This window comes from Acrocarpospora phusangensis (assembly GCF_016862995.1).
In the GTDB taxonomy this organism is placed as follows: Bacteria; Actinomycetota; Actinomycetes; order Streptosporangiales; family Streptosporangiaceae; genus Acrocarpospora; species Acrocarpospora phusangensis.
On the sequence record NZ_BOOA01000042.1, the window covers coordinates 57,804 to 81,496 of the forward strand.

Sequence of the window (23,693 nt, forward strand, 5' to 3'; positions counted from 1 at the left end):
TCAGTCCCTCACCTGGGCGGTCATCGTGACGATGTGGCCCGCCGACTGGTGCCGGAAGGGCTCGTAGTGCACGTCGAAGCCCTGACGTCGGCCGACGTGCGCGATCAGAGGGCCGTTGACCCAGTTCACGACCGATCCGTCGTACTTGCCGGGGCCGCGGAACTGGGTGCGGTAGCCGGCCACGCCGGTGACGAACAGGTCGTGGCAGATGAGCCGGCCGTACGGGTGGAGGAGCATGAGGCTGTCGGCGAAGCTGGCGAGCGCGCCGTTGCTCACGTGCATGCGGACGTCCGCACCGGATTCGAGCAGCGGGCGCAGGCACTCGCCGTTGAACTGGGCGGTGACCGCGTACTGGTCGAGACCGGCCAGCGGGACGTAGCGCTCCTCCAGGCGCAGCAGCGACCAGGTCCGCCGCCAGAACTCGACCGCGCCGTCCACGTCGGGGACGTGCGCGGGGGCCGCGTCGGTGAGCAGGCGGGGACCGAGCCGGAGCAGCTTGTGGACCAGGCCGGGGATCTGGCCGGGGGTGGCGGAGACCGACTCCGCCAGCGCCGCCGCGGCGTCCCCGGGCAGGTAGGCGCGGGTTTCGACGGTGTACGTGCGGCCGTTGAGCTGGGCGACCTCGTCGGTGGGCAGGTTGTCGTACATGTTGGAGACGTAGACGAGGAAGACCTTGTACTTGAGGAAGCCCAGCGAGGTCAGCGGCCGGGTCGCGTCGAGCGTGACGGAGCTGACGCGCCCGGCGTGCTCGGCGACCGTCTCGCCCGCGAGGTCGAGGACGTGCTGGGAGTAGTCGCACATGAGGTAGTGCAGGCGGCGGTAGTAGTCGCTGCCCCTGGCCTGGTCGGCGCGGCGGAACTCGTCCAGGAAGACCTTGGCCTGGTGGCCGTTGCCGACGCCGAGCTCGACCACGACCAGCTCCTCCGGGAGCGCCGCCGACTTCGCCAGCGAGTCCCAGACGTCGAACAGCTCGTGGATCAGCTCCCGGGCGGAGTCCCGGTTGCGCCCGTCGCTCTCGCCGCCCGGCAGCGCCTGCTCGTAGCCGCGCCCGGACGCCTTCTCCCACAGTTCCAGCGCGGACCAGTAGAGGGCGTTGAAGGACCAGACGCAGCCGGCCGAGCCGAGCCCCCAGTCCTCCAGGTAGACCCGCCCGGCGGAGCCGTTCCGCAGGCAGGCCGCGGCCAGGCCGCCCAGCGAGGAGTCCCCGCCGCGCCGTACGTCGACGGCGATCTCCAGGTCCTCCGGGCAGCCCGGCGCGGACATGATGGGCCGGGCGTCCACGACGTCGCGGAAGTTCTCCCGGTACTGGACCCAGTCGCAGACCACGCGTACCCGGCCGAGGTCCCACGGGGAGTCGGCCAGAGCGGCGACGACCGGGGCGACCGAGGCCGTCAGGTCGACCGGTTGCGCTGCTCGCAGCCTTGCGTGCGGGCGGAAATCGATCAACATCACTGTCGCCCTTCCTGGAGTGCGGCGGGAGTGAGGGTCGGAGCGCGGTCGGGTCTGATCCCGGCCCTCCGTACGATGTCGGGGACCTCGTCGTCGCGGCCGAACGCCATCAGGTGCACGCCGCGTACGCCGGGGATCCCGGCCAGGCGCTGGATCGTCTCGACGCACACCGCCAGGCCCTCCTCCTCGACCAGGTGCGCGGGGACTCCGCGCAGGCGGCGCTCAAGCTCGGCCGGCACGTGCACGCCGGGCACCTGGCCGGTCAGGAACGCCATCATGCGGAGCGACCGGATCGGCCCGACCCCGGCGATGACCGCGCAGCGGTCGGTGACGCCCTCGTCGCGCAGCCGGGCCACCCAGCGGGCGAAGGCGTCCACGTCGAAGACGTACTGCGTCTGCACGAACTCGGCGCCGGCGGCGACCTTCTTCGCCAGGCGTCTGGCGCGCAACGCCGCCGGCGGGGCGAACGGGTTCTCGACGGTGCCGATCAGCCAAGACGGCCGGGTCGCGAGCGGTTTGCCGGACAGCAGCGTGCCCTCCTCGCGCAGCGTGCGGGCGGTCCAGACGAGCTGCACGCCGTCGAGGTCGAAGACGGGCTTGGCGTCCGGGTGGTCGCCGAGCGCAGGATGGTCGCCGGTGAGCAGCAGCACGTTGCGCACACCCAGGGCGGCGGCCCCGATCAGGTCCGACTGCAGCGCGATGCGGTTGCGGTCCCGGCAGGTCAGCTGCATGACCGCGTCCACGCCGGCCTGCCGCAGCAGCACGCTCCCGGCCAGGCTCGACATGCGCACGTTCGCGCCCTGGTTGTCGGTCACGTTCGCGGCGTCCACCCAGCCGCGCAGGGCTGCGGCCTTGCGGGCGATCACGTCCGGGTCGGCGTCGCGCGGCGGCCCGACCTCGGCCGTCACCACGAACCGGTCCGACGCCAGCGCGGCCCGCAGCCCGCCGTCGGGGCTCATCGTTCCGCCCGGTGGCGATCGGCCGGGGCTCGATCGGCCGGGGCGGGGGCGGTTCGCATGGGCGGATGGGGGTCGGCGCCGGAATACGCGACCGCGATCGTCTCGTCCCGGCCCTGCCAGTAGTTCACCCAGGAGCTCCGGCTCCACTGCCGGTTGTCCACCGGCCGCTGGAGCAGGTCGAGGTCCGAGCCGCGCGCCGCGCTCTCGGCCCGGTCCCAGGCGGTCAGCCAGACGCACCGCAGCGTACGGTCCACCTCGCAGGAGCCGTCGGCAGAGACGCCGCCGCACGGCCCGTTGCGCAGTTGTTTCGGGCAGGTCATCGGGCACGCGTACCCGGTCGCCGGGAGCGCGCACTGCCCGCACATGCGGCAGCCGAACAGCCGCTCCTTGGCGGCCCGCTCCCCGGCCGTGAACCAGCGGTAGAGCCTCGGGCGGCGCTCGACGTACGCGGCCAGCCACCGGTAGAACCGGTTGGTGGCGAGCACGGCGTGCAACGCGTACGCGAGCCCGGCCGGAATCCGCGGCCGAAAGGGCTTCTGAACGGCCATCTTCCCGCTCCTCCTTCCGTCGGCTCCAAGGTCGCAGGGCGGAGCGGGTGAGTCTTCGGGCCGTGACGCAACTTTGCAGGGGTGCGTTTTAGGTCGCAGGACAAAGGCGGCAGGAGGGTAGAACCAGCCACTTCTGGCTATCGGGAGCGGCGCTCGCGGTAGACGTGGTGGAGGGCCAGACTGGTGGTGGGTTTTCGGGGTGTCGTCGGTGCAGGGATAGGGAGGTCCTCGATGCCGCTGGATTTCGGCGGCGCGTTCCTGGGTGCGCTGGTGCAGTGGACCGGCCAGGGCATCGGCCGCCGGGCGCGGCAGGCCACGGTCGGGTCCGGCGTCCAGGCCGCCCTCTCGAAGATCGTGACTGATTCTGTCGAGCCTGCCGTACGGCGGGTGGCCGATCCCGGTGAGGTCGAGGCGGTGACGGCGGCGGTGGCCGAACATCTGGACCATCGGCTGGACGCCGACGGCGAGGCGCTGATCGATCCGCGGGGGGTGGTGCGGGCGTGGCTGGTGCCGCTGATCGATCCGGAGCCCGCGCTCGGTGGCCTCGGCTATCTGGAGGCGCGGGGCGTACAGGTGGGGGAACTGATCGGTGCGCTACAGGAGCAGATCCTGACGCGCGTCCGCGCCGACGCCGTCAACGGCGGCTCGCTGGCACCCCTGTGGCAGGAGCTGGCCGCCGCGGGCCGGGAGCGGCGGGCGGTGGCGCGGGACCACGACTTCGGGCAGGCGCTGGCCTCGATCGACCGGCAGACGGCACAGATCCTCGACCGGCTGACGGGACAGCCCGCGGCGAGCGATCCTGCCCCTCCGGTGGGACGGCCGCTCGAGGAGGTCGACGATCCGTTCGCGCTGGACGTGCACAGGCCGATTCGGCTGGACACCCCCGGCTCTTCCGCTCCGCCGGCGCCGCTGCCGCCGTATGTGCCGCGCGCGCACGACCGGCAGCTGGGCGAAGTGGTGGAACGAGCGTTGGCGGGTCAGAGCGGGATGGCGGTTCTGGTCGGGGGGTCGTCCACCGGGAAGACCCGCGCGTGCTGGGAGGCGTTGGCCCCGCTGCGCGAGGCGGGCGGGTGGCGGTTGTGGTACCCGTTCGATCCGACCCGGGCCGAGGCCGCGCTGGCCCGGCTGCCCGAGGTGGGCGCCCGGACGGTGGTGTGGCTGAACGAGACGCAGCGCTACCTGGACACTCCCGACGACAGCGGCGAGCGGGTGGCCGCCGCGCTGCGCACCCTCCTGGCCGATGCCTCCCGGGCGCCGACGCTGGTGCTGGGCACCCTCTGGCCCGACCGGTGGGACCGGCTCTCCCGAGAGGGGGACGGCCGTCACGCCGAGGCCCGGCTGCTGCTCGCCGACACCACCATCCCCCTGATCGACGACTTCAGCGACGCCCGGTCCGCCCTCCACGAGGCCGCGGCTGCCGACGCCCGTTTGGCCGAGGCCCTGGCGCACGCGGCCGACGGGGAGATCACCCAGTACCTGGCGGGGGTTCCGGAACTGCTGGCGCGTTACCGCGCCGCACCACCGGCGGCCAGGGCGGTGATCCATGTCGCGATGGACGCCCGCCGCGCGGGCCACCGCCACGCTCTGCCGCATGCCCTGCTGGAGGCGGCCGCTCCCGCCTACCTCACCCGATCCCACTGGGCCGCACTGGGCGATGACTGGCTGGAGCAGGCTCTGGCGTACACCGGAGCGCCCTGCAAAGGTGTTCCCGGGCCGGTGACCCGGATCCGTCCCCGCAGATCCCAGGGCGAAGCGGGCGGGCCGTTCTACCAGCTGATCGACTATCTGGACCAGCACGGCCGGCAGCACCGCCGTGGCCGGATCCCGCCTGCCGGATTCTGGACCGCCCTGATCGAGGAGGTGCGGGATCCCGGTGATCTGGAGCGAATCGCCACACAAGCCGATGAGTACGGACTGTACCGCTATGCCGCCCGCTTACGCCGGCAAGCCGTTCTCGCCGGAAGTGAGCTGTCCGCGGTCAGGCTCATGCGGAGGCTCCACCACCTGAACAATGATCCTCGACGGAAGGCGGCCTCGTGGATCGCCGAACACGTCGCGGTCGACGGCTCCCACCTCTTCAGGCAACTGGTCGGCGAATTCCGCGGGGCCGGCGCCCGTGCCGCGGCGGGCGTACTCCAGCGGAGGATCGCCGAACGCCTTCCTGTCGATCACGTCCAAAGCGTGGTGGAGGCGCTGGTCAGCATGAAGCCTGACGCGGCGGCCGTCATGGCGCGGCGCGCGGTTGACGAGATCGTCGTGCGGGACGCGAAGCAGATGGCCATGCTGCTGAAGGCTCTGCCCCGGCGAGCGGATGCCGAGGCCCTGCTCCGCCGCAACCCGATCAGCGACATTCGACTCGAAGATCCGGACGGCGTCACATCGTTGCTGGCCGAACTGCGGTCGTTGGAGGCGCACTCCGACGTGCGTGTGCTGCTGAACCGGCGTCCGAGTGCGAGCGTGCGGGTGGAGGACGAGGCCGCTGTCCTGCGCCTGCTGGAGACGCTGCGGAAACTGGGGGAACATGAGGCGTTGGCCGAGCTGATGTGCCGTGCCTTCGACGCGTCGCCGCCCGACAGCCGCCTCGGAGCCTTCGCGGCCGTGTTCGGGGAGCTGTCCGGCGAGGAGTTCGAGACGGTGGCTGCCGCCCTGTCCCACCACGTCGGACACCGGCGGGTGGCCGGCCTGCTCATGTCCCGGCTGACCTCGGCGGATGTTCCCGGGATGAGGGTGGACGCCCGGCATCTGGCCGCGGGATACGCCCCGCTCGACGAGGAAGGCTGGATCACGCCGCCCAGGCGGCCAGACGACACGTCCACGGCCCAGGAAGACCGGGTCGTGGATGTCGCCGTGGATGTCAACGAGCCGCATGATGTCGCCGCGACGTTGAGAAACCTGCGGAAAGCAGGACTTCCGCGCCGGGCGGCCGCCCTGGGCCTGCGGGTGGCGGCATCCGTCGCGCTGGACGATCCGGCCACTGTCGCCGCGATCCTCGACCTGCTGGCCGGGGAACCGCCGGAAGCGATGACGACCCTGTTGAGCCGCAACCCGGCCGAACAGGTACGACTCGAAGATCATCATGCTGTGGCGGCGCTCTGCGGTGCGTTGTTCGCCGTCTCGGCGTCCGCGGAACTGCGCACGCTGGCCCGCCGTGTCGCCGAAGCGATCCCGGCCGGCGAACCGCGTATCGTGGCCGGCCTGCTCGGAGAGCTGCGTGGTGTCGGCCTGAACGAGCTCGCGGCCGTCGTGGGGACGCGCGTCGCCATGACCGTCGAGCTGGACGACCCCGGCACGGTCGCCGCGACACTGACCGCCCTGCGGGCCGCGAATCTCCACGACCAGGCGGCGGCGTTGCTGAGCCGCAACCCGGCCGGGCACGTGCGGGTGGACAGCGCGAAGGCCGTCGCCTCACTCGTGCGAACCCTCATGCTGATGGGAGCGGAGGACACCGCCGGCACGTTGTGCCGCCGTGCGGCGAGCGGCTGTCCCCTCGACGACGCGGAGAACGTCTGCCAGCTGTTCGACCTGTTTCACTCGACGGCCCAGCCGCAGGCGGTGCGGATCCTGCTGTCCCGCGATCCCGTCGGACGAGTGCGCGGGGACAACCCCCACGCAGTGAGCCGCCTGCTCACCACTCTGTCGGCGACAGGGCTGCGGGACGCGGCGGACGCGCTGGCCGCCCGGATCGCCGATCATCCTCCGCCGTCGAACGTGCATGCGCTGCGCTCCCTGCTGGCGGCCCTCGCCACGGTGGAAGCCGATCCGGTGATCCGGCATCTGGCGGCCGGCGCGGCCCGGCAGACGAACGTGGGAGACCTGGGCTCCGTCGGCCTCCTGCTCGACACCCTGTACCGGCATGACATGCCCGATGCCGTCTCCGTTCTGGCGGCCCGTCTGGTCGCGCACGCGAAGACGGAAGACGTGCACGGCAAGATCCGGATACTGGCGATGCTCCGGCGAGTATCCGCCGAGACCGCGATGGCGGACCTGATCGATCACGCGGCCGGCGTCGGCGAGTTCGAGGCCGTATTCGACTTCGCCGCTCCTGAGGTGAAGGCCAGGTTCAGATGGGGTCGGGAGCCGGATGGCCTGCCTGCTGCGGCCTGGGGCTGGGACAGCCTCGGCGCGGACGGTTAGTCGTCGCGGAACCGATCCTTCAGCTCATCCGCAAGCGCCGCGATCCGGTCCGCAACCCGGTTCCCGTCGCCTTGACCGACGGTGGCGCCCACGATGAATTGATCATCGCGGACACGGACGTACGAGATCGTGCCCTGCTCCAGACTGAGTGTGACCTGGTCCAGTGCCGGGCCGAGGTCGGCAGGCCACGAGGACTTCCCGCCGGTGGGGACTCCGGCCTGTCGATGGAGCTTCACGCCGACGGACTCGTACGAGTGACGCAGGCTGTTCCTGCTCCCCCGGACGAAAAATTCCGGCAGGTCGTCGAACAAATCAACCGCGAGCACAAGATCGGGCCCCCAGAGAAACGCCACATAATGGAGGCCGGTCGTTGAAACGGCTCTCTTGAGATACGAGACCAGTGCGACGTCTCGACGATCGGCTGAAGCGTGGCCGAACGAGCCGTCGCTCGGGCACTCCGCGGCTTCTCGCGAATGGACAGGGTGGGGGTGCTCGGGTAGCCGGAGACTGCTCCTGATGTGCGCGGCCAGTTCTTGCAGGGCGCTTCGGGCTGATGCCAGCCGGAGTCTGTCGCTGGAAGAGAGGCCCGTCACGAGCAGGCGACCGGTGACGGAGACGCAGATGAGAGCGGCGTCGCCGGCGGCGAGAATCATGCCCTGCAAACCGCCCTGGCCGAGTTCGGCCAGCTCGTGATCCATCCTGTCGAAGAGAAAAGGAACCCACGTGGAAGGCTGGAACAGCTCGAGCCGATCGGCTGATTCATCGTCCGCGCTCCAGCTCAGCGCGAACTCCCAGCTCGACTGCGCGTAGCAGGTGAGGTTCGACAGGTCGCCGTTCTCAAAGACATCTCTGGCCCTGCTGAGACAATCCGCGGGCAGACTTGCCGCAGAATTCTCCCGCACGATTACGCGGCGGCTCAATACGGTACACCTCGAAGTCTCGCCAGGCGCACGATGGGTGTGGTGATGAATCGACCCTACTCACGCGGCCTGTCCCGAGAAAGGGATCATCACCTGGCGAGGGAGATGACGGTGGCGACCCTCGGGGACGCCGCTTGCGTCGATGGGCCTACTCTTGTGGCGGCGCACAAGTGCGCCTGAGGCACGAGGGGGTTGCGGGATGCGGACTCTCGGATATGTCGGCGCGCGGTCGGCGGCGGCGGAGGAATGGCTGGACTTCGGGCCGAGGGTCTTCGGCTTCGAGGCGGAGCGGGCGCCGGACGGTGCGGTCAGGGTGCGGTGGTGTGACCGGGCGTACCGGCTGGCGATGCATCCCGGCGAGGAGGACCGGCTGCTCTACCTCGGCTGGGACCTGGGCGAGGAGGCCGCGCTGGAGGAGGCCGCCGCGCGGGCGGCCGGGGCCGGGTTCGCGGTCGAGGCGGGAAGCGCGCGGCTGGCGGCGGAGCGTTCCGTGCGCAGGATCGTCCACTTCACGGACACCTTCGGACTGCGGCACGAGCTGTTCGTCGGCATGGCGGAGGAGCCGGGGTCCTACCGGGGGCAGCGGCCGAGTTCGCGGGCGGTCACCGGGGAGCTCGGGCTGGGGTTCGTGGCGCTGCGGGTGCCCGACCTGCAACGCGGGCTGGACTTCTACCGCGACGTGATGGGCATGCGGGTGTCGGACGCGATCAACCTGGGCGCGCCGAACGGGGAGATGTGGTTCCTGCGCTGCAACCGCCGCCACCACAGCGTGGCGTTGCTCGAAGGGGGCGACACGCTGCGGCTGGAGCACCTGATGATCGAGGCGGCCACGCTGGAGGAGGTCGAGATCGCCTGGGATCTGGCGCGGCGGGAGATGGACGCCTTCGTCAGCCCCGGGCGCAGGCTCTCGGACAACATGTTCCTGTTCCGGGTGAGCACGCCGACCGGGTTCCACGTCTGCTACGGCTGGGGCGCGAGCCAGGTGGACGACGAGGAGAACTGGATCCCCCGCTACATCGACTCCTCGCGGGGCGGCGGGATCGTCTACTCGGCGGCGGCCGTGGTGGCCGGGCCGCGCTGAGCGCTCGACGCGCCCGTCACAGGCCGGTCTCGCCGAGGGTCTCCAGGATCTCCAGGGCGACCTGGGCGGCCAGCCGGTCGCGGTAGTTCTCCAGGTCCAGGCCGGTGATCTCCTCCACCCGGCGGACCCGGTAGGTGATCGTGTTCGGGTGCACGTGCAGCCGTTCCGAGGCGCGCCTGAGGCTGTTGTTCTCCTGGAAGTAGCACTTGAGCGTCGTCACGTACTTGGAGTGGTGCTCCTGCTCGTGCTTCAGGACCTCGCCGAGGATGTCGGTGGCGAACTCGCGCAGCGCCTCCGGGTCGGGCACCTGGAGGAGCAGGCGGCTGATGCCGAGGTTGTCGAAGGCGACCACCGCGCCCCGCCGTCCCAGCCGCCGGATGGCCTCGTTCGTACGGCGGGCCTCCTCGTACGACCGCGCGATGTGCGCCGGCTCGCGGAACACGCCGCCGATGCCGATGGAGACGCCGACGTCGGGGAAGAGCGCCCCGAGCCGCTGCACGCACAGCGCGCCCAGCTGCTCGGACTGAATGCCGGTGGCGGGCGCGCCCGGCTCGTTCAGCACGACGATGACCTCACGCCCCCGGACGGTGGTGATCGCGTCCGGGGACTGGGCGACGAACAGCCGCGCGGTGGCGCCGGCCGCGCGTTCGGCGACCAGCCTGCTGCGTTCGCCGTCGCCGGGGGGCGCCTCGATGAGGACCGACAGCACCCGGTGGTTGCGCTCGGCGTCGAAGCCGAGGTGGTGGGCCCAGCGCACGACCTCGTCGTTGTCCCGGCCGGAGCCGGACAGCAGTCCCTCGATGAGGTCGTCGCGCACCTGGCTGCCGGCCGAGGTGATGACCCGCTCGCGGGCCAGGATGACGCCGCAGATGGTCGCGGCGTGCTCGGCGGTCATCAGGTGGATGTCGTCGTCCCGCCCGGGCGAGTCCGGCACCAGCGAGACGAGGTACGCGGGGACGGTGTCCCCGACCAGGATGGGCGCGACGATCATGGCGCCGCCCCTGGCCGGGTCGGGCAGGCGGGAGGCGCGGCGGGTCTTGCCGGCCATGGCCAGCGTGTGCGCGAGGCGCGGGTGGATGAGGTGGTCGTGCACGTACTGGACGGAGTGCTCGTAGCTCTCGCCGGGTGAGGCGGCGGCGAGGATGCCCATCTTCTGGCTGATGACCGCGACCGTTACCGCGGTCCTGCGGGCGATGAGCTCGGCCACGGTGCCGATGTCGGCGTCCTGGAGGGCCAGCCCGGAGAGGTGCCGGTAGATCTCCACCAGGTCGCGCAGGGTGCGGTTCTCCTGGTTGATCGCGCTGAGGCCGACGGAGGCCAAGGATTCCGCCATATGCGCATCCTAGGGACGGCCGACCGGGTTTCCATGTGCTCTGCCCCAAAGAAGCGTGGATGTTCCTGTTCTGGGGCCCAACGTGCTGCCCTCTGTCCGTCGGCTATACCACCAGGACTCGTAACAGTCCTGACTCCGAGGATTTACGCGGCGGTATCCCCTTGACGCGAAGTTACCCGCAGGGCAGCATGGCGTAACAAATATCAAACTTTTTGTCCAATTATCGGACAGGTTCGGGTCGCTGGCGGCCCGACGCCGAACGGAGGTGACGATGAGCACTCGCATGATCATCCGTCGGCTCGGTGGCGGTCTGCTGGTCCTGTGGCTGGTGTCCATCCTCACGTTCCTGCTGGTCCACCTCATCCCGGGGGATCCGGCCGAGGTGATCGCGGGCGAGAACGCCTCCCAGGCCGACGTGGAACGCATCCGCACCGAGCTGGGACTCGACCGGCCCGTGCTCACGCAGTACGTGACCTGGCTGTCCGGAGTGCTCCGCGGCGACCTCGGTCACTCCCTGTTCACCGGCAAGTCGGTCGTCACCTCGATCGCCGAGTCGGCCCCGCCGACGCTGGTCATCACCATCATGGCGATCGTCCTCGCGGTGCTGGTCGGGGTGTCGGCCGGGACCGTCGCGGGCCTGACCCAGGGCAGCCGGGTGGACCGGCTCGTCTCCACCCTGGCCACGCTGGGCATCGCGATGCCGAGTTTCTGGCTGGCGATGGTGCTGGTCTCCATCTTCTCCCTCACCAACCCCTGGCTGCCGGCCACCGGGTACGCGGACCTGGGGGAGGGCTTCGGCACGTGGCTGTCGCACGTCATCCTGCCCTCGACCGCGCTCGGCCTGGCCACGGCCGCGGAACTGGCCCGGCACACCCGCGGCTGCGTGGCCGACGTGCTCACCCGGCCGTACGTGCGGACCGCGCGGGCCAGGGGCGCGTCCGGCGCCTGGCTGGTACGGCGGCACATCCTGCGCAACGCCGCCATCCCGGTGGTGACCGTGCTGGGCCTCCAGGCCGGCCGGCTGCTCGGCGGCGCGATCGTCATCGAGGCCGTGTTCGGCATCTCCGGCCTCGGCACCCTCGCCGTCAACGCGGTGCTCCAGCGGAACTACCCGGTGATCCAGGGATACGTCCTGCTCTGCGCCGTCGTCGTCGTCCTGCTGAACCTCATCGTCGACCTGGCCTACGGATGGATCAACCCGAAAGTGCGCACGGCATGACCCTCGTCACGAAACGCTCAAGCCCCAACCCGAGCGTCCCCCGAAGCTCCCCGGCCGGCCGGATCGTCAGGACCGTGCTGCGCCGCCCGGCCGGCGCGACCGCCGCGGGCTTCCTGATCCTCCTGGTGGTCCTCGCGCTCGCCGGACCGCTCATCTACCCGCACGACCCGGACGCGCAGAACCTGGGCAACCGGTTCGCCGGACTGAGCTGGGAGTACCTGCTCGGCACCGACGAGTTCGGCCGGGACGTGGCCAGCAGGATCATCCAGGCGGCCAGGATCGCGCTGGCCGCGCCGCTCATCTCGGTGGGCGTGGCACTGCTCATCGGCCTGCCGCTGGGGCTCTGGGCGGGGCTGCGCCGGGGCGTCGTGGACGCCGTCGCCGGGCGGCTGGCCGACACCGTCCTCAGCCTGCCCGCCATGGTCGGCGCGCTCGCCATCCTGGCCGTGCTCGGCCCCGGCCTGGTCAACGCGATGGTGGCCATCGGCATCATCTTCGCGCCCGGCCTGTTCCGGGTGGTGCGCGGCGCCACCCTGGCGGTGGCGGAGGAGACCTTCGTGCACTCGGCGGTGGCCATCGGCTCGCCGACCCGGCGGACCCTGTGGGTGCACATTCTGCCCAACATCGCGGCCCCGCTGCTGGTCCAGGTGACCATCCTGATGGGCGTGGCGCTGCTGGCCGAGGCCAGCCTGAGCTTCATCGGCCTCGGCGTGCAGCCGCCCGACGCCAGCTGGGGCTCGATGCTGAAGGCCGCCTACGTCAACCAGTTCGACGCGCCCTACTCGGTGGTGCCGCCCGGGATCGCGATGGTCCTGACGGTGCTGTCCTTCAACACCATCGGCGACGCCATCCGCGACGCGGTCGGACTGAGGAGAGGCAGATGACTCCAGGACACGACACCGCCCGGCCGTTGTTGTCGGTCGAGGGGCTCACCATCGACCTGCCGGGCGTGCAGCCCGGCCTGGTGGAGGACGTCACCTTCCAGGTGCGGGAGGGCCACTGCACCGCGCTGATCGGCGAGTCCGGCTGCGGCAAGACGCTGACCTCGATGTCCATCCTCGGCCTGCTGCCCGCCAGCGTACGGGTGTCGGCCGGGTCGGTGTGGTTCGACGGCGTGGACCTGCTCACCCGTACGCCCCGGCAGCTGCGCCGGGTCCGCGGCGGGCCGGTCGGCATGATCTTCCAGGAGCCGATGAGCAGCCTCAACCCGACCATGACGGTCGGCGACCAGATCGCCGAGGCGCGGCGGTTACACCTGGGCGAGCGGCGCAAGACGGCCCTGGCGCGGGCGCGTGAGCTGCTGGAGCGGGTCGGCATCCCGAACGCCGCCCGGCGGATCGGCGCGTACCCGCACGAGATGAGCGGCGGCATGCAGCAGCGCGTCATGATCGCGGCGGCCATCGCCTGCGAGCCCCGGCTGATCATTGCCGACGAGCCGACCACCGCGCTGGACGTCACCATCCAGGCCGAGATCCTGGCCCTGCTCCGGGACCTCCAGCGCGACCTGGACCTGGCCGTCCTGCTGGTCACCCACGACCTCGGCGTGGTGGCCGACTTCTGCGACGACGTGGTCGTCATGTACGCGGGGCACATCGCCGAGCGCACCACCGTGGACGGCCTGTTCTACGACCCGGCGCACCCGTACTCCAGCGCGCTGCTGGCCGCGGTGCCGCAGGTCGGCCAGGCCAGGTCGCGGCTGACGGTGATCCCGGGGCGGGTGCCGTCCGCCGGCGGGCTCCCGGCCGGGTGCCGGTTCGAGCCGCGCTGCGCGCACGCGCAGTCCCCCTGCGGGGAACGCCAGCCCGACGTCTCCCTGGGCGACGGCCGCCGTACGCGGTGCGGCCGGGTCGCCTCCGGTGAGCTGACACTTCAGGGGGCCCTTCGTGGCTGAGGATCGTGTGGTCCTGCGGGTTCGGGGCCTGAGCAAGTCGTTCCCGGTCCGCCGGGGCGCGTTCGGCCGGGCGCTGGAGAGCGTACGGGCCGTGGACGGGGTGGATCTGGAGGTCCGCGCCGGGACCACCGTCGGCATCGTCGGCGAGTCGGGTTCCGGGAAGACCACCGTGGGCCGGCTGATGGCCCGGCTGCTCACCCCCGACCAGGGCACGGTCGAGGTGGAGGGCAAGGACGTCAGCCGGGCCAAGGGCCGCGAGCTGAAGGAGATGCGCGCCCGCCTCCAGGTCATCTTCCAGGACCCGTACGGCGCGCTCGACCCGACCAAGACGATCGCCCACGCCGTCGCGGAACCGCTGCTGGTGCACGGCCGGATCCGGCGGGGCGAGATGCGGGAACGGGCGGCGGCCCTGCTGGCGCGGGTGGCGCTCGACCCGGCGTTCGTGGACCGCTACCCGGACGAGCTGTCCGGCGGGCAGCGCCAGCGGGTCTGCATCGCCCGCGCGCTGGCGCTCTCGCCGAGCGTGCTGGTGGCAGACGAGCCGACCTCCGCGCTCGACCTGTCCACCCGGTCGGAGATCCTCAACCTGCTGCTGTCCATCCAGGAGGACACCGGGCAGGCGCTGGTGCTGGTCTCGCACGACTTCGCCACCGTACGGCACCTGTCGGACCGGATCGCGGTCATGTACCTGGGGCGGATCGTGGAGGAGGGGCCGGCCGCGCAGATCGCGGAGAGTCCCCGGCATCCGTACACCAAGGCGTTGTTGTCGGCGGTGCCGCTGCCGGATCCGCAGGCGCAGCGCGCCCGCCGCAGGACCGTGCTCAAGGGCGACCTGCCCGACCCGGCCGATCCGCCTCCGGGGTGTCGTTTTCATACGCGCTGCCCGGTGGCGTTACCCGAGTGCGCGCAGCTGGATCCGCCGCTGCTCCAGATCGGCGCCGGGCACCGGGTGGCGTGCGTGCTCCACCAGCCGGAGAACGGGGCCGTGAGCAAGGCCGGCTCGCAGGAGAGCGTGCGATGACCGGCGCGGGTGCGTTGTCGGGTGTCAGGGTGGTCGACTTCGGCCACTACGTGGCGGGTCCGCTGGCCGCGTTGATGCTCGCCGACCAGGGCGCCGACGTGATCCACGTGGACCGGCCCGGAGCCGTGCCGGCCGGCGCGGACGCCTTTCTCAACCGGAACAAGCGCCGCATCACGCTGGACCTGAAGGATTCCGCCGACCTGGACGTCGCGCGGGAGCTGGTCCGGCGGGCCGACGTGCTGATCGAGAACTTCCGTCCGGGCGTCATGGACCGGCTGGGGCTCGGCTGGGCGTGGTCGCGCGAGGCCAGCCCCGGGCTGCTGTACTGCTCGCTGCCGGGTTTCGCGGCGGCCGACCCCCGGGCGGGGGTGCCCGGCTGGGAGGGCGTCATCGCGGCGGCCACCGGCAACTGCCGCATCCGCGCCGGGTACGTGCCCGCGGGCTGGGACCCCACGCGCCCGACGTACAGCGCGATCCCGGTCGCGTCGAACTTCGCGGCGTTCTGCGGGGCCTTCGCGATCGTGGCCGGGCTGACGTCGCGGCACCGCACCGGCCGGGGTGACCGGATCGAGGTGCCGCTCTACCACGCGATGTTCGAGGCCATCGGCGGCAGCGGGGCGTACCCGGTGGCGCGGGGCCTCCAGCCGGAACGTGCCATCCGGGCCAACGGCAGCGGCACCTACCGCTGCGCGGACGGCCGCCACGTGCAGTTCAACCCGATCGGCGCGACCACCCGCTTCCTCACCTGGTTCCTGGACGCGGCCGGGGTCGCCGAATGGGCGGGGGACGGGCTGACCGACCGGCCCAGGATGGACCGCGAGCCGCACCTGCGCGACCTGCTGGAGAAGCGGCTGACCGCGCTCTTCCTGACCCGGCCCGCGCTGGAGTGGGAGGAACTGGCCGACGCGGCCGGGGTGCCGCTGGCGATGGTGCGGACGACGGCGGAGTGGCTGGAGTCCGCGCACGCGCGGGCGACCGGCGAGGTCGTGGTCCTGGACGACCCCCTGCTCGGCCCGGCGGCCATGCCCGGCTCGCCCGTGTCGTTGTCGCGCACCCCCGCCGTGCCCGGCCGCGCGCGCAGCCTGCCCGGCGGGGACCGCGCGGAGATCCTGGCCGAACTCGCCGGGCCTCCCGTGCCCGTACGGCATCCGCGGGGTGGCGGACTGCCGTACGAGGGGAGGAAGGTCGTGGATCTGACCCAGATCCTGGCCGGGCCGAGCGCGGGCCGCATCCTCGCCGAGTTCGGCGCCGACGTCGTCAAGATCAACGTCCCGCAGCGCTGGGTCGGCGCGCACGGCTTCGTGAACCGGGGCAAACGCACCATGCTGCTGGACGTCAAGTCCAGCCGGGGCCAGGAGGTCCTGTGGCGGCTGATCGACGAGGCGGACGTGCTCACGCACAACTTCCCCGGCCGGACCGCCGACGGCTACGGCCTGGGCTACCAGCACGTACGGGCCCGCCGCCCGGACATCGTCTACGTCTCGGTCGGCTGCTTCGCCCGGGGCGGGCCCTGGTCGGACCGGCGCGGCTACGAGACCCAGGGCCAGGCGGCGACCGGGATCATGGCCAGGGCCGGTGGGGAAGGTCCGCCGGCCGTGTTCGGGCCGTACAACGTGCTGGACTACGGGACCGGGACGATGGCGGCCTTCGCCGCCGCGCTCGGCCTCTACCACCTGGAGACCACCGGGCAGGGACAGCACGCGCACACCTCGCTCACCCAGACCGGCCTCTACCAGCAGGCCTGGCAGCTGCCGCGCCCGCTCTCCGGTCTGGGCGGCCTGGACGCCCGGGGCCCGGCCGCGCTAGGGCCGAGCCCGTGGCAGCGCTACTACCAGGCCGCCGACGGCTGGTTCTTTCTCGGCGCGACGGAGGCGCAGCTGCCCGTGCTGCGCCGGCTGGCCGGACTGAACCCCGGCGAGGACTCCGGCGGAAACTCCGTCGCCCCTGCGGCACCGGGGAATCCCACGGCACCTGGGAGTCCCGAAGGCTCCGGGGACCACGAAGGCTCCGGGATCCACGAAGCTTTGGGCAATCGCGAAGGCTCCGCGGACGCCGAGAACTCCGGAGATCTCGGACCCGCGCTGGCGGCCGCGTTCCGGGCGGACGGCGCGGCCGTCTGGGTGGAGCGGCTGATCGCGGCCGGCGTGGGCGCGCACCCGGTCACCTCGCTCGGCGACCTGATGACCGACCCGCGCGCCAGGGCCCTCGGCCTGACCGTCCAGCAGGTCTCCGAGGAGGCCGGCGACGTGGTGATGCCCGGACTCGCCATCACGGCCGAGGGCAACCCGCCGCGCCTGGGCGAGCCGGTCCGCCGGCCCGGCGCGGACGGACGCGAGGTCCTCGACCGGATCGGCCTGGGCGACGCGGCCGACACCCTGGCCCGGGGCTGGGCCGTCCAGCTGGACGCCCTGCCCCCCGGCTGGAACAACTTCTGACCTGCCGCGCCGATGGGAGACGCGATGAAATACGACCTGCTGATCAGGGGCGGCCGGGTCCTCGACCCCGGACAGGCGATCGACCGTGTCCTGGACGTGGCGGTCACCGGCGGGCGCGTCAGCGCGCTGGGCCACGACATCCCCGCCGACCAGGCCCGCCGCGTGATCGACGTCGGCGGCCCCGGCCGGTACCTGGTGCCCGGCCTCATCGACTTGCACACCCACGTCGCGCACGGGGCCATCACCCCCGGCGTCGGCATGGAGGGCTGCGACCCCGACGCGATCGGCGTCGGCTCCGGAGTGACCACGCTGGTGGACGCGGGCTCGGTCGGCGTGGCCAACATCGGGGTCTTCTCCGCCTACATCCAGCCCGGGGCCAGGACCAGGATCGTGCCGTACCTGAACATCGGCAGCTACGCCCACACCATGCCCACCATGGTCGACGTCAACAGCATGGACGAGATCGACCGGGAGGCCATCGCCCGGTGCGTCGCGGCCAACCCCGGCCTCGTCCAGGGCATCAAGCTGCGCCTGGTCGGGCCGCTGGTGCCCGACCGGGGCAAGGAGATCTTCGCCGCGGCCAAGGGCGTGGCCCGCGAGCACCAGGTGCCGCTGATGGTGCACATCGGCGACCTGTCCGCGCACCGGCGGCCCGAGCCCGAGCGGCTCACCCCGATCACCCGGTTCGCCGTCGACCAGCTGGACCCCGGCGACATCCTCACCCACCTCTGCACGCCCAACCCCGGCGGGGCCGCCGACATGACGGCCGCCCTGAACGAGGCCAGGGAACGCGGCGTGATCCTGGACGCCGCCCTCGGCCGGGGCAACTTCGGCCACCGCGTGGCCCGCGAGCAGCGCCAGGCGGGACTCGCGCCGGACACCATCAGCAGCGACCTGACGGCGGCCGGGCAGACCTTCCACTCGCTGCTCGAATGCATGGCCAAGTTCATGGCCGTCGGCTACAGCCTCTCCGACGTCGTGCGCATGACCACGGTGAACGCGGCCAGGGCGCTCGGCAGGGAGCACGAGCTGGGCGCCATCGCCGTCGGCCGGGAGGCCGACCTCACCGTGCTGGACCTGGTGGAGGGCGACTACGAGTTCACCGACACCCTCCAGGAGACCTTCCACGGCGGGTACGGCCTGGCACCCGTGCACACCGTACGGGCGGGGGAGCTGGTGCCGCCGGGCTGGGGCACCCACCCGTGGGGCTGGCTGCCCGCCACGCGGGGCACGGCATGAGCCCGGTCACGCGCGGAGACCGCCACCGCTTCCAGGTCGAGCAGGCCTGGGAGCGGTTACCGGAGGGCCTGAGCCACGCCGACGTGACCGCCGTGGACGTGGACGCCGACGACCGCGTCTACCTGTTCACCCGCTTCGACCACCAGGTCCTCGTCTACGAGCGCGACGGCACGTTCGTACGCTCCTGGGGGCTCGGCCTGTTCACCCTGCCACACGGCCTGACGGTCGGCCCCGACGGCTCGGTCTACTGCGTGGACGCGGGCGACCACACCGTGCGCAAGTTCACCCCGTACGGCGACCTGCTGCTGACCATCGGCACCCCGGGCGAACCCTCCGACACCGGCTACACCTCCGAGGGCCCGGCCCGCGTGCACCGGGTGGAGCGCGTCCGCCGCCCCGCCGGCCCGTTCAACCGCTGCACCGACCTGGCCGTCGGCCCGGACGGCGACCTCTACGTCACCGACGGGTACGGCAACTGCCGCGTCCACCGCTTCTCCCCCGACGGCGAGCTGAAGCACTCCTGGGGCGAGATCGGCACCGGCCCCGGCCAGTTCCACCTGCCGCACTGCCTGGCCGTCACCCCCGACGGCCGGATCCTGGTCGGCGACCGCGAGAACGACCGCATCCAGGTCTTCGACCCCGGCGGCCGGTTCCTCGCGGCCTGGACGGACGTGCGCCGTCCCTGCGCGCTGACCGTCGCCCCGGACGGCACGGTCTTCGTCGCCGAACTGTGGCGGCCCAAGGGCGCGCGCTCCTTCGCGCACGGCGAGACGGGCGAGGACCACCCCGCCAGGCTCTCCGTGCTGGACCGGGAGGGCCGCGTGCTCGAACGGTGGGGGGACTCCAGCCAGGAGCGCGCCGCCCCCGGCAACTTCATCGCCCCGCACGGCATCGCGCTGGACTCCCGCGGCGACCTGTACGTCGCCGAGGTGGTCCACAGCTTCGCCGTCAGGCCAGGCCTGGTCCCGCCCTCGTGCGGCGACCACCAACTCCAGAAGTTCAAAGGAATCGCATGAGGCGCGACAGCCATCGAATTCTCACTACCCACGGGGGCAATCTGCCCCGCCCGGCGGACCTGGACAGACTGATCGCCGACGGCGCGCGATCGGCCATCGACGAACGGCTCCCGGTCGCGGTGGGCGAGGTCGTGGACCTCCAGATCGCCTGCGGCCTGGACACCGTCAACGACGGCGAATACGTCAAGGCCGCCAACCTGTCCGGCTACTCCGGCTACATCCACGCCCGGGTGACCGGCTGGGAGACCCTGCCCATCGACCCCGACGCCCCCCCGAAGCGGGAGTACGTGGCCGCCCGCGACAAGGCCGACTTCCCCGGCATGTACGCCTCCGGCCTCTGGCTGGCGGGCTCCGGCGGCCCGGTCAGGCCCGGCTTCTCGACACCCGGCGCGGCCCCCAAACCGCCGACCACGGAACGGGTGTGCACCTCGCCCGTCACGTACACCGGCCAGGACGCCATCGCCGCCGACATCGCCGCCCTGAAGACCGCCCTGGCCGGCAGGGAGGCCGACGGTTTCATCGCGGCGCTCGGCCCGCTCAGCCTGGGCGCGGGCGCGCGGAACCTCTACTACCCGAGCGAAGACGACTACATGTACGCGGTCGCGGAAGCCCTCCGCGAGGAGTACAAGGCGGTCACCGACGCCGGTCTGGTCCTGCAGATCGACGAGCCGGAGTTCGCCACCACCTGGCAGTTCCACCCCACCTGGACGATCGAGGAGCTCCGCCGCTACCTCGAATCGGCCGTCGAGATCATCAATCACAGCATCGCCGGACTGCCCGCCGAGCAGATCCGCATGCACACCTGCTGGGGCAGCGGCCACCGCCCGCACACCCAGGACATCGGCCTGGAGCACATCGCCGACCTGTTGATCAAGGTCAACACAGGGGCGTACGCGATCGAGGCCGGAAATGTCCGGCACGCGCACGAGTGGCGCGTGTGGGAGGACGTGAAGCTGCCCGAAGGCAAGATCCTCATCCCTGGCGTGGTCAGCCACGCGACCGACCTGGTCGAGCATCCCCAGCTGGTCGCCGAGCGGCTGGTCAACTACGCGAGCGTGGTCGGCCGGGAGAACCTGCACGCCGGCACCGACTGCGGGATCGGCTCCCGGGTCGGCCACGAAGAGATCGTCTGGGCGAAGCTGAGCGCTCTCGCCGAAGGCGCCGCGATCGCCGCCGAGCGGTTGCGGAATAACTAAGGCGGCATTCGCCGCCACCGACACATCAGCAGCGGATCCGGGACGAAACGTCGGGGACCGAGCCGGAGGCACCGCGAGTTCATCGAGCATGTCAACGCTCGACTCTGGAACATGGAGGCAAGGCCGTGAAACGAACGTCAGTCAAATCGGCCAGTGTGATTCTCGCCGTAGGTCTGGTCCTCGCCGGATGCGGCAGCGGGACCGAGACCGGGCCGAGCGCCGGCGGAGGCACGCAGGGCAACGCGGGCGGGTACGACCGCGAGGCCGTCCTGAGGTGGGCCGTGCCCGGCATGCCCACCTCCTTCGACCCGCGCAAGTCGGCGCCGCTGGACCCCGTCTTCCTCGACGTCGTCTACGAGAGCCTGATCAACCGGACCCCGGCCGGGGACATCAAGCCGGGGCTGGCCACCGAATGGCAGCTCGGGGACGAGAACAAGACGATCACCTTCAAGCTGCGGCAGGGCGTGAAGTTCCACAACGGCGAGGAGTTCAACGCCGAGGCGGTCAAGGCGTCGCTGGAGGCGTACCAGAAGGAGGGGGCGCTGGTCGGCAGCCTCTCGGGGCTGGACAAGGTCGAGGTGCTCGCGCCCGACCAGGTCAAGCTGACCTTCAAGGAGCCGTCCGGGTACATGATCAACGTGCTGGCGGGGGAGCCGGGGATCGTGGTCGCGCCCAGCGCGCTCTCCGATCCCGAGCTGACCGGGAAGCCGGTCGGGACCGGGCCCTTCCAGCTGGACACCCTGAGTGAGGGCAAGGTGTCCTTCAAGCGGTTCGACGGGTACTGGGACGCTCAGCGGACCACCATCGGCGGGATCGAGATGGCGGTCTACTCGGATGAGGCCACCCGGTTGCGGGCGGTCAAGTCGGGCCAGGCGGACGGCACGTCCATCACGCCCAGCCAGATCAAGGAGTCCGAGGCGTCGGGGCTGACAGTGATCAAGGGTGCGAACACCACGTTCAACGGCATCCTGATCAACACCAGCGCCGACAAGCTGACCGACCCGAAGGTCCGCGAGGCCATGCTGTACGCGATCGACCGGGAGTCCATCAGCAAGAACCTCTATGCGAGCACGTGCACGCCGACCGTGCAGCCGCTTCAGCAGGGGTTCTGGGCGAACGTGCCCGAGCTGAACGACGTCAAGCCGTACTTCGACATCGCCAAGGCCAAGCAGTTGCTGGCTGAGGCGGGTTACCCGAACGGCTTCGAGATGCAGCTGGAGGTCGGCCCGAACACGTCCTACCAGACGCTGGCACAGGCGCTCCAGGCGCAGCTGCAGCAGGTCGGAATCAAGGTCAGCATCAAGGTGCTGGAGTTCCAGCAGATGGTGAACGCGCGTCGGACCGGCAAGTTCACGGCCACCGTCTCGCTGCTTCAGGCGGGGCGGCCCGACCCGAGCCAGTTCGTGGCGGACTTCTACCTGAAGGGTGGGCTCTACAACCCGGGCGGGTTCGACCTGGCCGGTGGCGCGGAGCTGCTCGCCCAGGCGCGGGAGAGCGACGACGTCACCCAGCGGGCGGCGCCGATGCAGGAGATCTTCAAGAAGGTGCTGGAGGTGGGGCCGCCGGTGGTGCCGGTCTGTGGCATCACCTACGTGGCCGCCTTCCGCAAGGGTGTCACCGGCATGGAGGTGCCGGTGACGGGCGACTACGACTTCGCCCCCTTGAAGATCGTTTCGTAGTTCACTCGGGGGCGTCCTGCGGGGCGCCCCCGGTTCACACCTATATATAAGGAAGGGGACGACTGTGCGGCTCGATGACAAGGTCGCGATCGTCACCGGGTCCGGACGGGGGCTCGGTCGTGCGTACGCCGAGGCGCTGGCCGCGGCCGGCGCGGGCGTGGTGGTCAACGACATCGACGGCGAGGCGGCGGCGGAGGCCGTGGCCGCGATCACCGCGGCGGGTGGCCGGGCCGTCGCCGAAGTGTGCGCGGTGGGTACGGCGGAGTCGGCCGATGCGCTGGTGCGGCGGGCGGTCGCCGAGTTCGGGCGGCTGGACGTGATGTGCACCAACGCGGGGGCGCTTCGGGATCGCACGCTGGGCAAGGTCACGGACGAGGAGTTCGATCTCGTGGTGGACAGCCATGTGCGGGGGACCTTCACCTGTGCGCGGGCCGCTGCCGCGCGTTTCCGTGAGCAGGGGGATGGTGGGCGTCTGATCCTGGTGGGCTCGCCCGCGGGGCAGTACGGGAGTTTTGGGCAGACCGCGTATGCGGCGTCCAAGGCGGCGATCATCGCGATGGTTCGGGTTTGGTCGGTGGAGCTGGCCAAGGGTGGGGTGGCGGTGAACGCGATCGTGCCGATCGCGCTTACCCGAATGGCGGCGACCATTCCCAACCTGACCGAGGTGGTGGCTCAGGTGGAGGCCGGCGCCCCGGTCCCTGCCGAACTGCGCCGCAAGGGCATCGGCACCGTCCAGGACGTCGCGCCGCTTGTGGTCTATCTGGCCTCTTCGGAGTCTGCCGGGATCACGGGGCAGTACTTCGGCTTCGGCGGCGACAAGTTCGCCATCTGGGGCCATCCCAAGGAGGAGTTCGTGACCTACCGCGACGGCGGCTGGACCGCCGACCAACTAGCAGCCGACTTCAAAACCTTCTCCGACCACTTCCAAAGCCACCTACCCCCCGGCCGCTGAACACCAGGCTCCGCCGGCCCACTACCGGCGGAGCCCGGCCTACGGGCCTTGGGGGATCCGGATCTGGCGGCCTCCGGTAAGGGCGCTGGTCTGGCATCTTGCTGGGCTTGCGCTGAGAGATCCGATGGAAGACTCGTCTGTGGCGGACAATAGGCTGATGAGCTGGGTCGCCAACATGATGGTGTCGATTGATCCGGATGATCGTTCGAACGTGGAGGCGTTGAGCGAGTGGCTGCGTACCGAAGCTCCGCTGCGGGACAAGCCGGGGCGAGGCTGCGGCTTTCTCCGCGAGATCACCGGCCAGGACACGGTCTGGGGTGGATGGAAGTACCCCGAGTGCGATGTGTGGGCCGGGGCGCTCAACCATGCCAGCCTGAGGGCAGTCCTTGATCACATTGCGCGGATGCCCTGGCGGTGCCCGAACGCGCTCCAGGTCTTCGTAATGGATCAAGAGGAGTTCTTCTTCAGGGTGTTGATGTTGAGGGACGGTGAGCTGCGACAGTACGCACCGGTCACGCCCGGCGAAGAAGATCCGGACTTCTGCCCCGATGACCTTTGAAACATTGCCGCGGGATCACGGTGGGTCTGGCGGAGTCCATGCGGGCAACGCTCCTGCCGGAA

Annotated in this window: 18 protein-coding genes; 13 read left to right on the forward strand and 5 right to left on the reverse strand. The window is 71.2% G+C overall.

Going from position 1 to position 23,693, the window contains the following annotated elements:
* The 3 genes from Aph01nite_RS24280 to Aph01nite_RS24290 are packed head-to-tail and all read right to left on the reverse strand — an operon-like array spanning window position 1 to window position 2,956.
* Entirely contained in the window at window positions 1-1,449 is a 1,449-nt protein-coding gene (locus Aph01nite_RS24280; protein WP_204043277.1) for a hypothetical protein, read from the reverse strand.
* Window positions 1,449-2,408, reverse strand: coding sequence for a methylenetetrahydrofolate reductase (locus Aph01nite_RS24285; RefSeq protein WP_204043278.1), 960 nt, complete (start codon window positions 2,406-2,408; stop codon window positions 1,449-1,451). Before Aph01nite_RS24285 ends, Aph01nite_RS24280 begins: the two co-directional genes overlap by 1 nt.
* Window positions 2,405-2,956, reverse strand: a complete 552-nt coding sequence (locus Aph01nite_RS24290) for a methylenetetrahydrofolate reductase C-terminal domain-containing protein (protein ID WP_204043279.1) — start codon at window positions 2,954-2,956, stop codon at window positions 2,405-2,407. The genes Aph01nite_RS24285 and Aph01nite_RS24290 overlap by 4 nt, the downstream gene beginning before the upstream one ends.
* A gap of 231 nt (window positions 2,957-3,187) precedes the next feature.
* On the opposite strand from Aph01nite_RS24290, the gene Aph01nite_RS24295 reads away from it, so the two are divergent.
* A complete protein-coding gene (locus Aph01nite_RS24295) occupies window positions 3,188-7,090 on the forward strand; it encodes an ATP-binding protein (protein WP_204043280.1) in 3,903 nt (1,300 codons plus the stop codon).
* Here the strand turns inward: Aph01nite_RS24295 and Aph01nite_RS24300 are convergent.
* Complete coding sequence (locus tag Aph01nite_RS24300) at window positions 7,087-8,010, reverse strand: hypothetical protein (protein WP_204043281.1); 924 nt, start codon at window positions 8,008-8,010, stop codon at window positions 7,087-7,089. The genes Aph01nite_RS24295 and Aph01nite_RS24300 overlap by 4 nt on opposite strands.
* Before the next feature lie 199 nt (window positions 8,011-8,209).
* Here Aph01nite_RS24300 and Aph01nite_RS24305 point away from each other — a divergent pair, with 199 nt between their 5' ends.
* Entirely contained in the window at window positions 8,210-9,091 is an 882-nt protein-coding gene (locus Aph01nite_RS24305) for a VOC family protein (RefSeq protein ID WP_204043282.1), read from the forward strand.
* Between the two features lie 16 nt (window positions 9,092-9,107).
* On the opposite strand, the gene Aph01nite_RS24310 is transcribed toward Aph01nite_RS24305, so the two are convergent.
* A complete protein-coding gene (locus Aph01nite_RS24310; RefSeq protein WP_204043283.1) occupies window positions 9,108-10,424 on the reverse strand; it encodes a PucR family transcriptional regulator in 1,317 nt (438 codons plus the stop codon).
* Between the two features lie 271 nt (window positions 10,425-10,695).
* Here Aph01nite_RS24310 and Aph01nite_RS24315 point away from each other — a divergent pair, with 271 nt between their 5' ends.
* The 11 genes from Aph01nite_RS24315 (at window position 10,696) to Aph01nite_RS24365 (ending at window position 23,631) form a co-directional block, all read left to right on the forward strand.
* Window positions 10,696-11,643: an ABC transporter permease gene (locus Aph01nite_RS24315; protein ID WP_204043284.1), complete on the forward strand. Its 948-nt coding sequence runs from the start codon at window positions 10,696-10,698 to the stop codon at window positions 11,641-11,643.
* A complete protein-coding gene (locus Aph01nite_RS24320) occupies window positions 11,640-12,527 on the forward strand; it encodes an ABC transporter permease (protein WP_204043285.1) in 888 nt (295 codons plus the stop codon). Before Aph01nite_RS24315 ends, Aph01nite_RS24320 begins: the two co-directional genes overlap by 4 nt.
* Window positions 12,524-13,534, forward strand: coding sequence for an ABC transporter ATP-binding protein (locus Aph01nite_RS24325; RefSeq protein ID WP_204043286.1), 1,011 nt, complete (start codon window positions 12,524-12,526; stop codon window positions 13,532-13,534). The genes Aph01nite_RS24320 and Aph01nite_RS24325 overlap by 4 nt, the downstream gene beginning before the upstream one ends.
* Window positions 13,527-14,555 (forward strand): ABC transporter ATP-binding protein, encoded by a 1,029-nt coding sequence (locus Aph01nite_RS24330; RefSeq protein ID WP_204043287.1) that lies wholly within the window; start codon window positions 13,527-13,529, stop codon window positions 14,553-14,555. Before Aph01nite_RS24325 ends, Aph01nite_RS24330 begins: the two co-directional genes overlap by 8 nt.
* Window positions 14,552-16,990: a CaiB/BaiF CoA transferase family protein gene (locus tag Aph01nite_RS24335; protein ID WP_204043288.1), complete on the forward strand. Its 2,439-nt coding sequence runs from the start codon at window positions 14,552-14,554 to the stop codon at window positions 16,988-16,990. The genes Aph01nite_RS24330 and Aph01nite_RS24335 overlap by 4 nt, the downstream gene beginning before the upstream one ends.
* Window positions 16,991-17,014: 24 nt before the next feature.
* Window positions 17,015-18,229 (forward strand): amidohydrolase family protein, encoded by a 1,215-nt coding sequence (locus Aph01nite_RS24340; RefSeq protein WP_204043289.1) that lies wholly within the window; start codon window positions 17,015-17,017, stop codon window positions 18,227-18,229.
* Window positions 18,226-19,245 (forward strand): peptidyl-alpha-hydroxyglycine alpha-amidating lyase family protein, encoded by a 1,020-nt coding sequence (locus tag Aph01nite_RS24345; RefSeq protein ID WP_204043290.1) that lies wholly within the window; start codon window positions 18,226-18,228, stop codon window positions 19,243-19,245. The genes Aph01nite_RS24340 and Aph01nite_RS24345 overlap by 4 nt, the downstream gene beginning before the upstream one ends.
* Entirely contained in the window at window positions 19,242-20,441 is a 1,200-nt protein-coding gene (locus Aph01nite_RS24350; protein WP_204043291.1) for a uroporphyrinogen decarboxylase/cobalamine-independent methonine synthase family protein, read from the forward strand. The genes Aph01nite_RS24345 and Aph01nite_RS24350 overlap by 4 nt, the downstream gene beginning before the upstream one ends.
* Window positions 20,442-20,566: 125 nt before the next feature.
* Complete coding sequence (locus tag Aph01nite_RS24355; RefSeq protein WP_204043292.1) at window positions 20,567-22,120, forward strand: ABC transporter substrate-binding protein; 1,554 nt, start codon at window positions 20,567-20,569, stop codon at window positions 22,118-22,120.
* 64 nt (window positions 22,121-22,184) lie between these two features.
* Complete coding sequence (locus Aph01nite_RS24360; RefSeq protein WP_204043293.1) at window positions 22,185-23,072, forward strand: SDR family NAD(P)-dependent oxidoreductase; 888 nt, start codon at window positions 22,185-22,187, stop codon at window positions 23,070-23,072.
* 157 nt (window positions 23,073-23,229) lie between these two features.
* Window positions 23,230-23,631, forward strand: coding sequence for a hypothetical protein (locus tag Aph01nite_RS24365; RefSeq protein ID WP_204043294.1), 402 nt, complete (start codon window positions 23,230-23,232; stop codon window positions 23,629-23,631).
* Window positions 23,632-23,693: the final 62 nt, after the last annotated feature.

What these genes read in the sequence shown, in the direction of transcription:
- Aph01nite_RS24280 (WP_204043277.1), bottom strand. Translation starts at nt 1,449, where the DNA reads ATGTTGATCGATTTCCGCCCGCACGCAAGGCTGCGAGCAGCGCAACCG.
- Aph01nite_RS24285 (WP_204043278.1), bottom strand. Translation starts at nt 2,408, where the DNA reads ATGAGCCCCGACGGCGGGCTGCGGGCCGCGCTGGCGTCGGACCGGTTC.
- Aph01nite_RS24290 (WP_204043279.1), bottom strand. Translation starts at nt 2,956, where the DNA reads ATGGCCGTTCAGAAGCCCTTTCGGCCGCGGATTCCGGCCGGGCTCGCG.
- Aph01nite_RS24295 (WP_204043280.1), top strand. Translation starts at nt 3,188, where the DNA reads ATGCCGCTGGATTTCGGCGGCGCGTTCCTGGGTGCGCTGGTGCAGTGG.
- Aph01nite_RS24305 (WP_204043282.1), top strand. Translation starts at nt 8,210, where the DNA reads ATGCGGACTCTCGGATATGTCGGCGCGCGGTCGGCGGCGGCGGAGGAA.
- Aph01nite_RS24310 (WP_204043283.1), bottom strand. Translation starts at nt 10,424, where the DNA reads ATGGCGGAATCCTTGGCCTCCGTCGGCCTCAGCGCGATCAACCAGGAG.
- Aph01nite_RS24315 (WP_204043284.1), top strand. Translation starts at nt 10,696, where the DNA reads ATGAGCACTCGCATGATCATCCGTCGGCTCGGTGGCGGTCTGCTGGTC.
- Aph01nite_RS24320 (WP_204043285.1), top strand. Translation starts at nt 11,640, where the DNA reads ATGACCCTCGTCACGAAACGCTCAAGCCCCAACCCGAGCGTCCCCCGA.
- Aph01nite_RS24325 (WP_204043286.1), top strand. Translation starts at nt 12,524, where the DNA reads ATGACTCCAGGACACGACACCGCCCGGCCGTTGTTGTCGGTCGAGGGG.
- Aph01nite_RS24335 (WP_204043288.1), top strand. Translation starts at nt 14,552, where the DNA reads ATGACCGGCGCGGGTGCGTTGTCGGGTGTCAGGGTGGTCGACTTCGGC.
- Aph01nite_RS24340 (WP_204043289.1), top strand. Translation starts at nt 17,015, where the DNA reads ATGAAATACGACCTGCTGATCAGGGGCGGCCGGGTCCTCGACCCCGGA.
- Aph01nite_RS24345 (WP_204043290.1), top strand. Translation starts at nt 18,226, where the DNA reads ATGAGCCCGGTCACGCGCGGAGACCGCCACCGCTTCCAGGTCGAGCAG.
- Aph01nite_RS24350 (WP_204043291.1), top strand. Translation starts at nt 19,242, where the DNA reads ATGAGGCGCGACAGCCATCGAATTCTCACTACCCACGGGGGCAATCTG.
- Aph01nite_RS24365 (WP_204043294.1), top strand. Translation starts at nt 23,230, where the DNA reads ATGAGCTGGGTCGCCAACATGATGGTGTCGATTGATCCGGATGATCGT.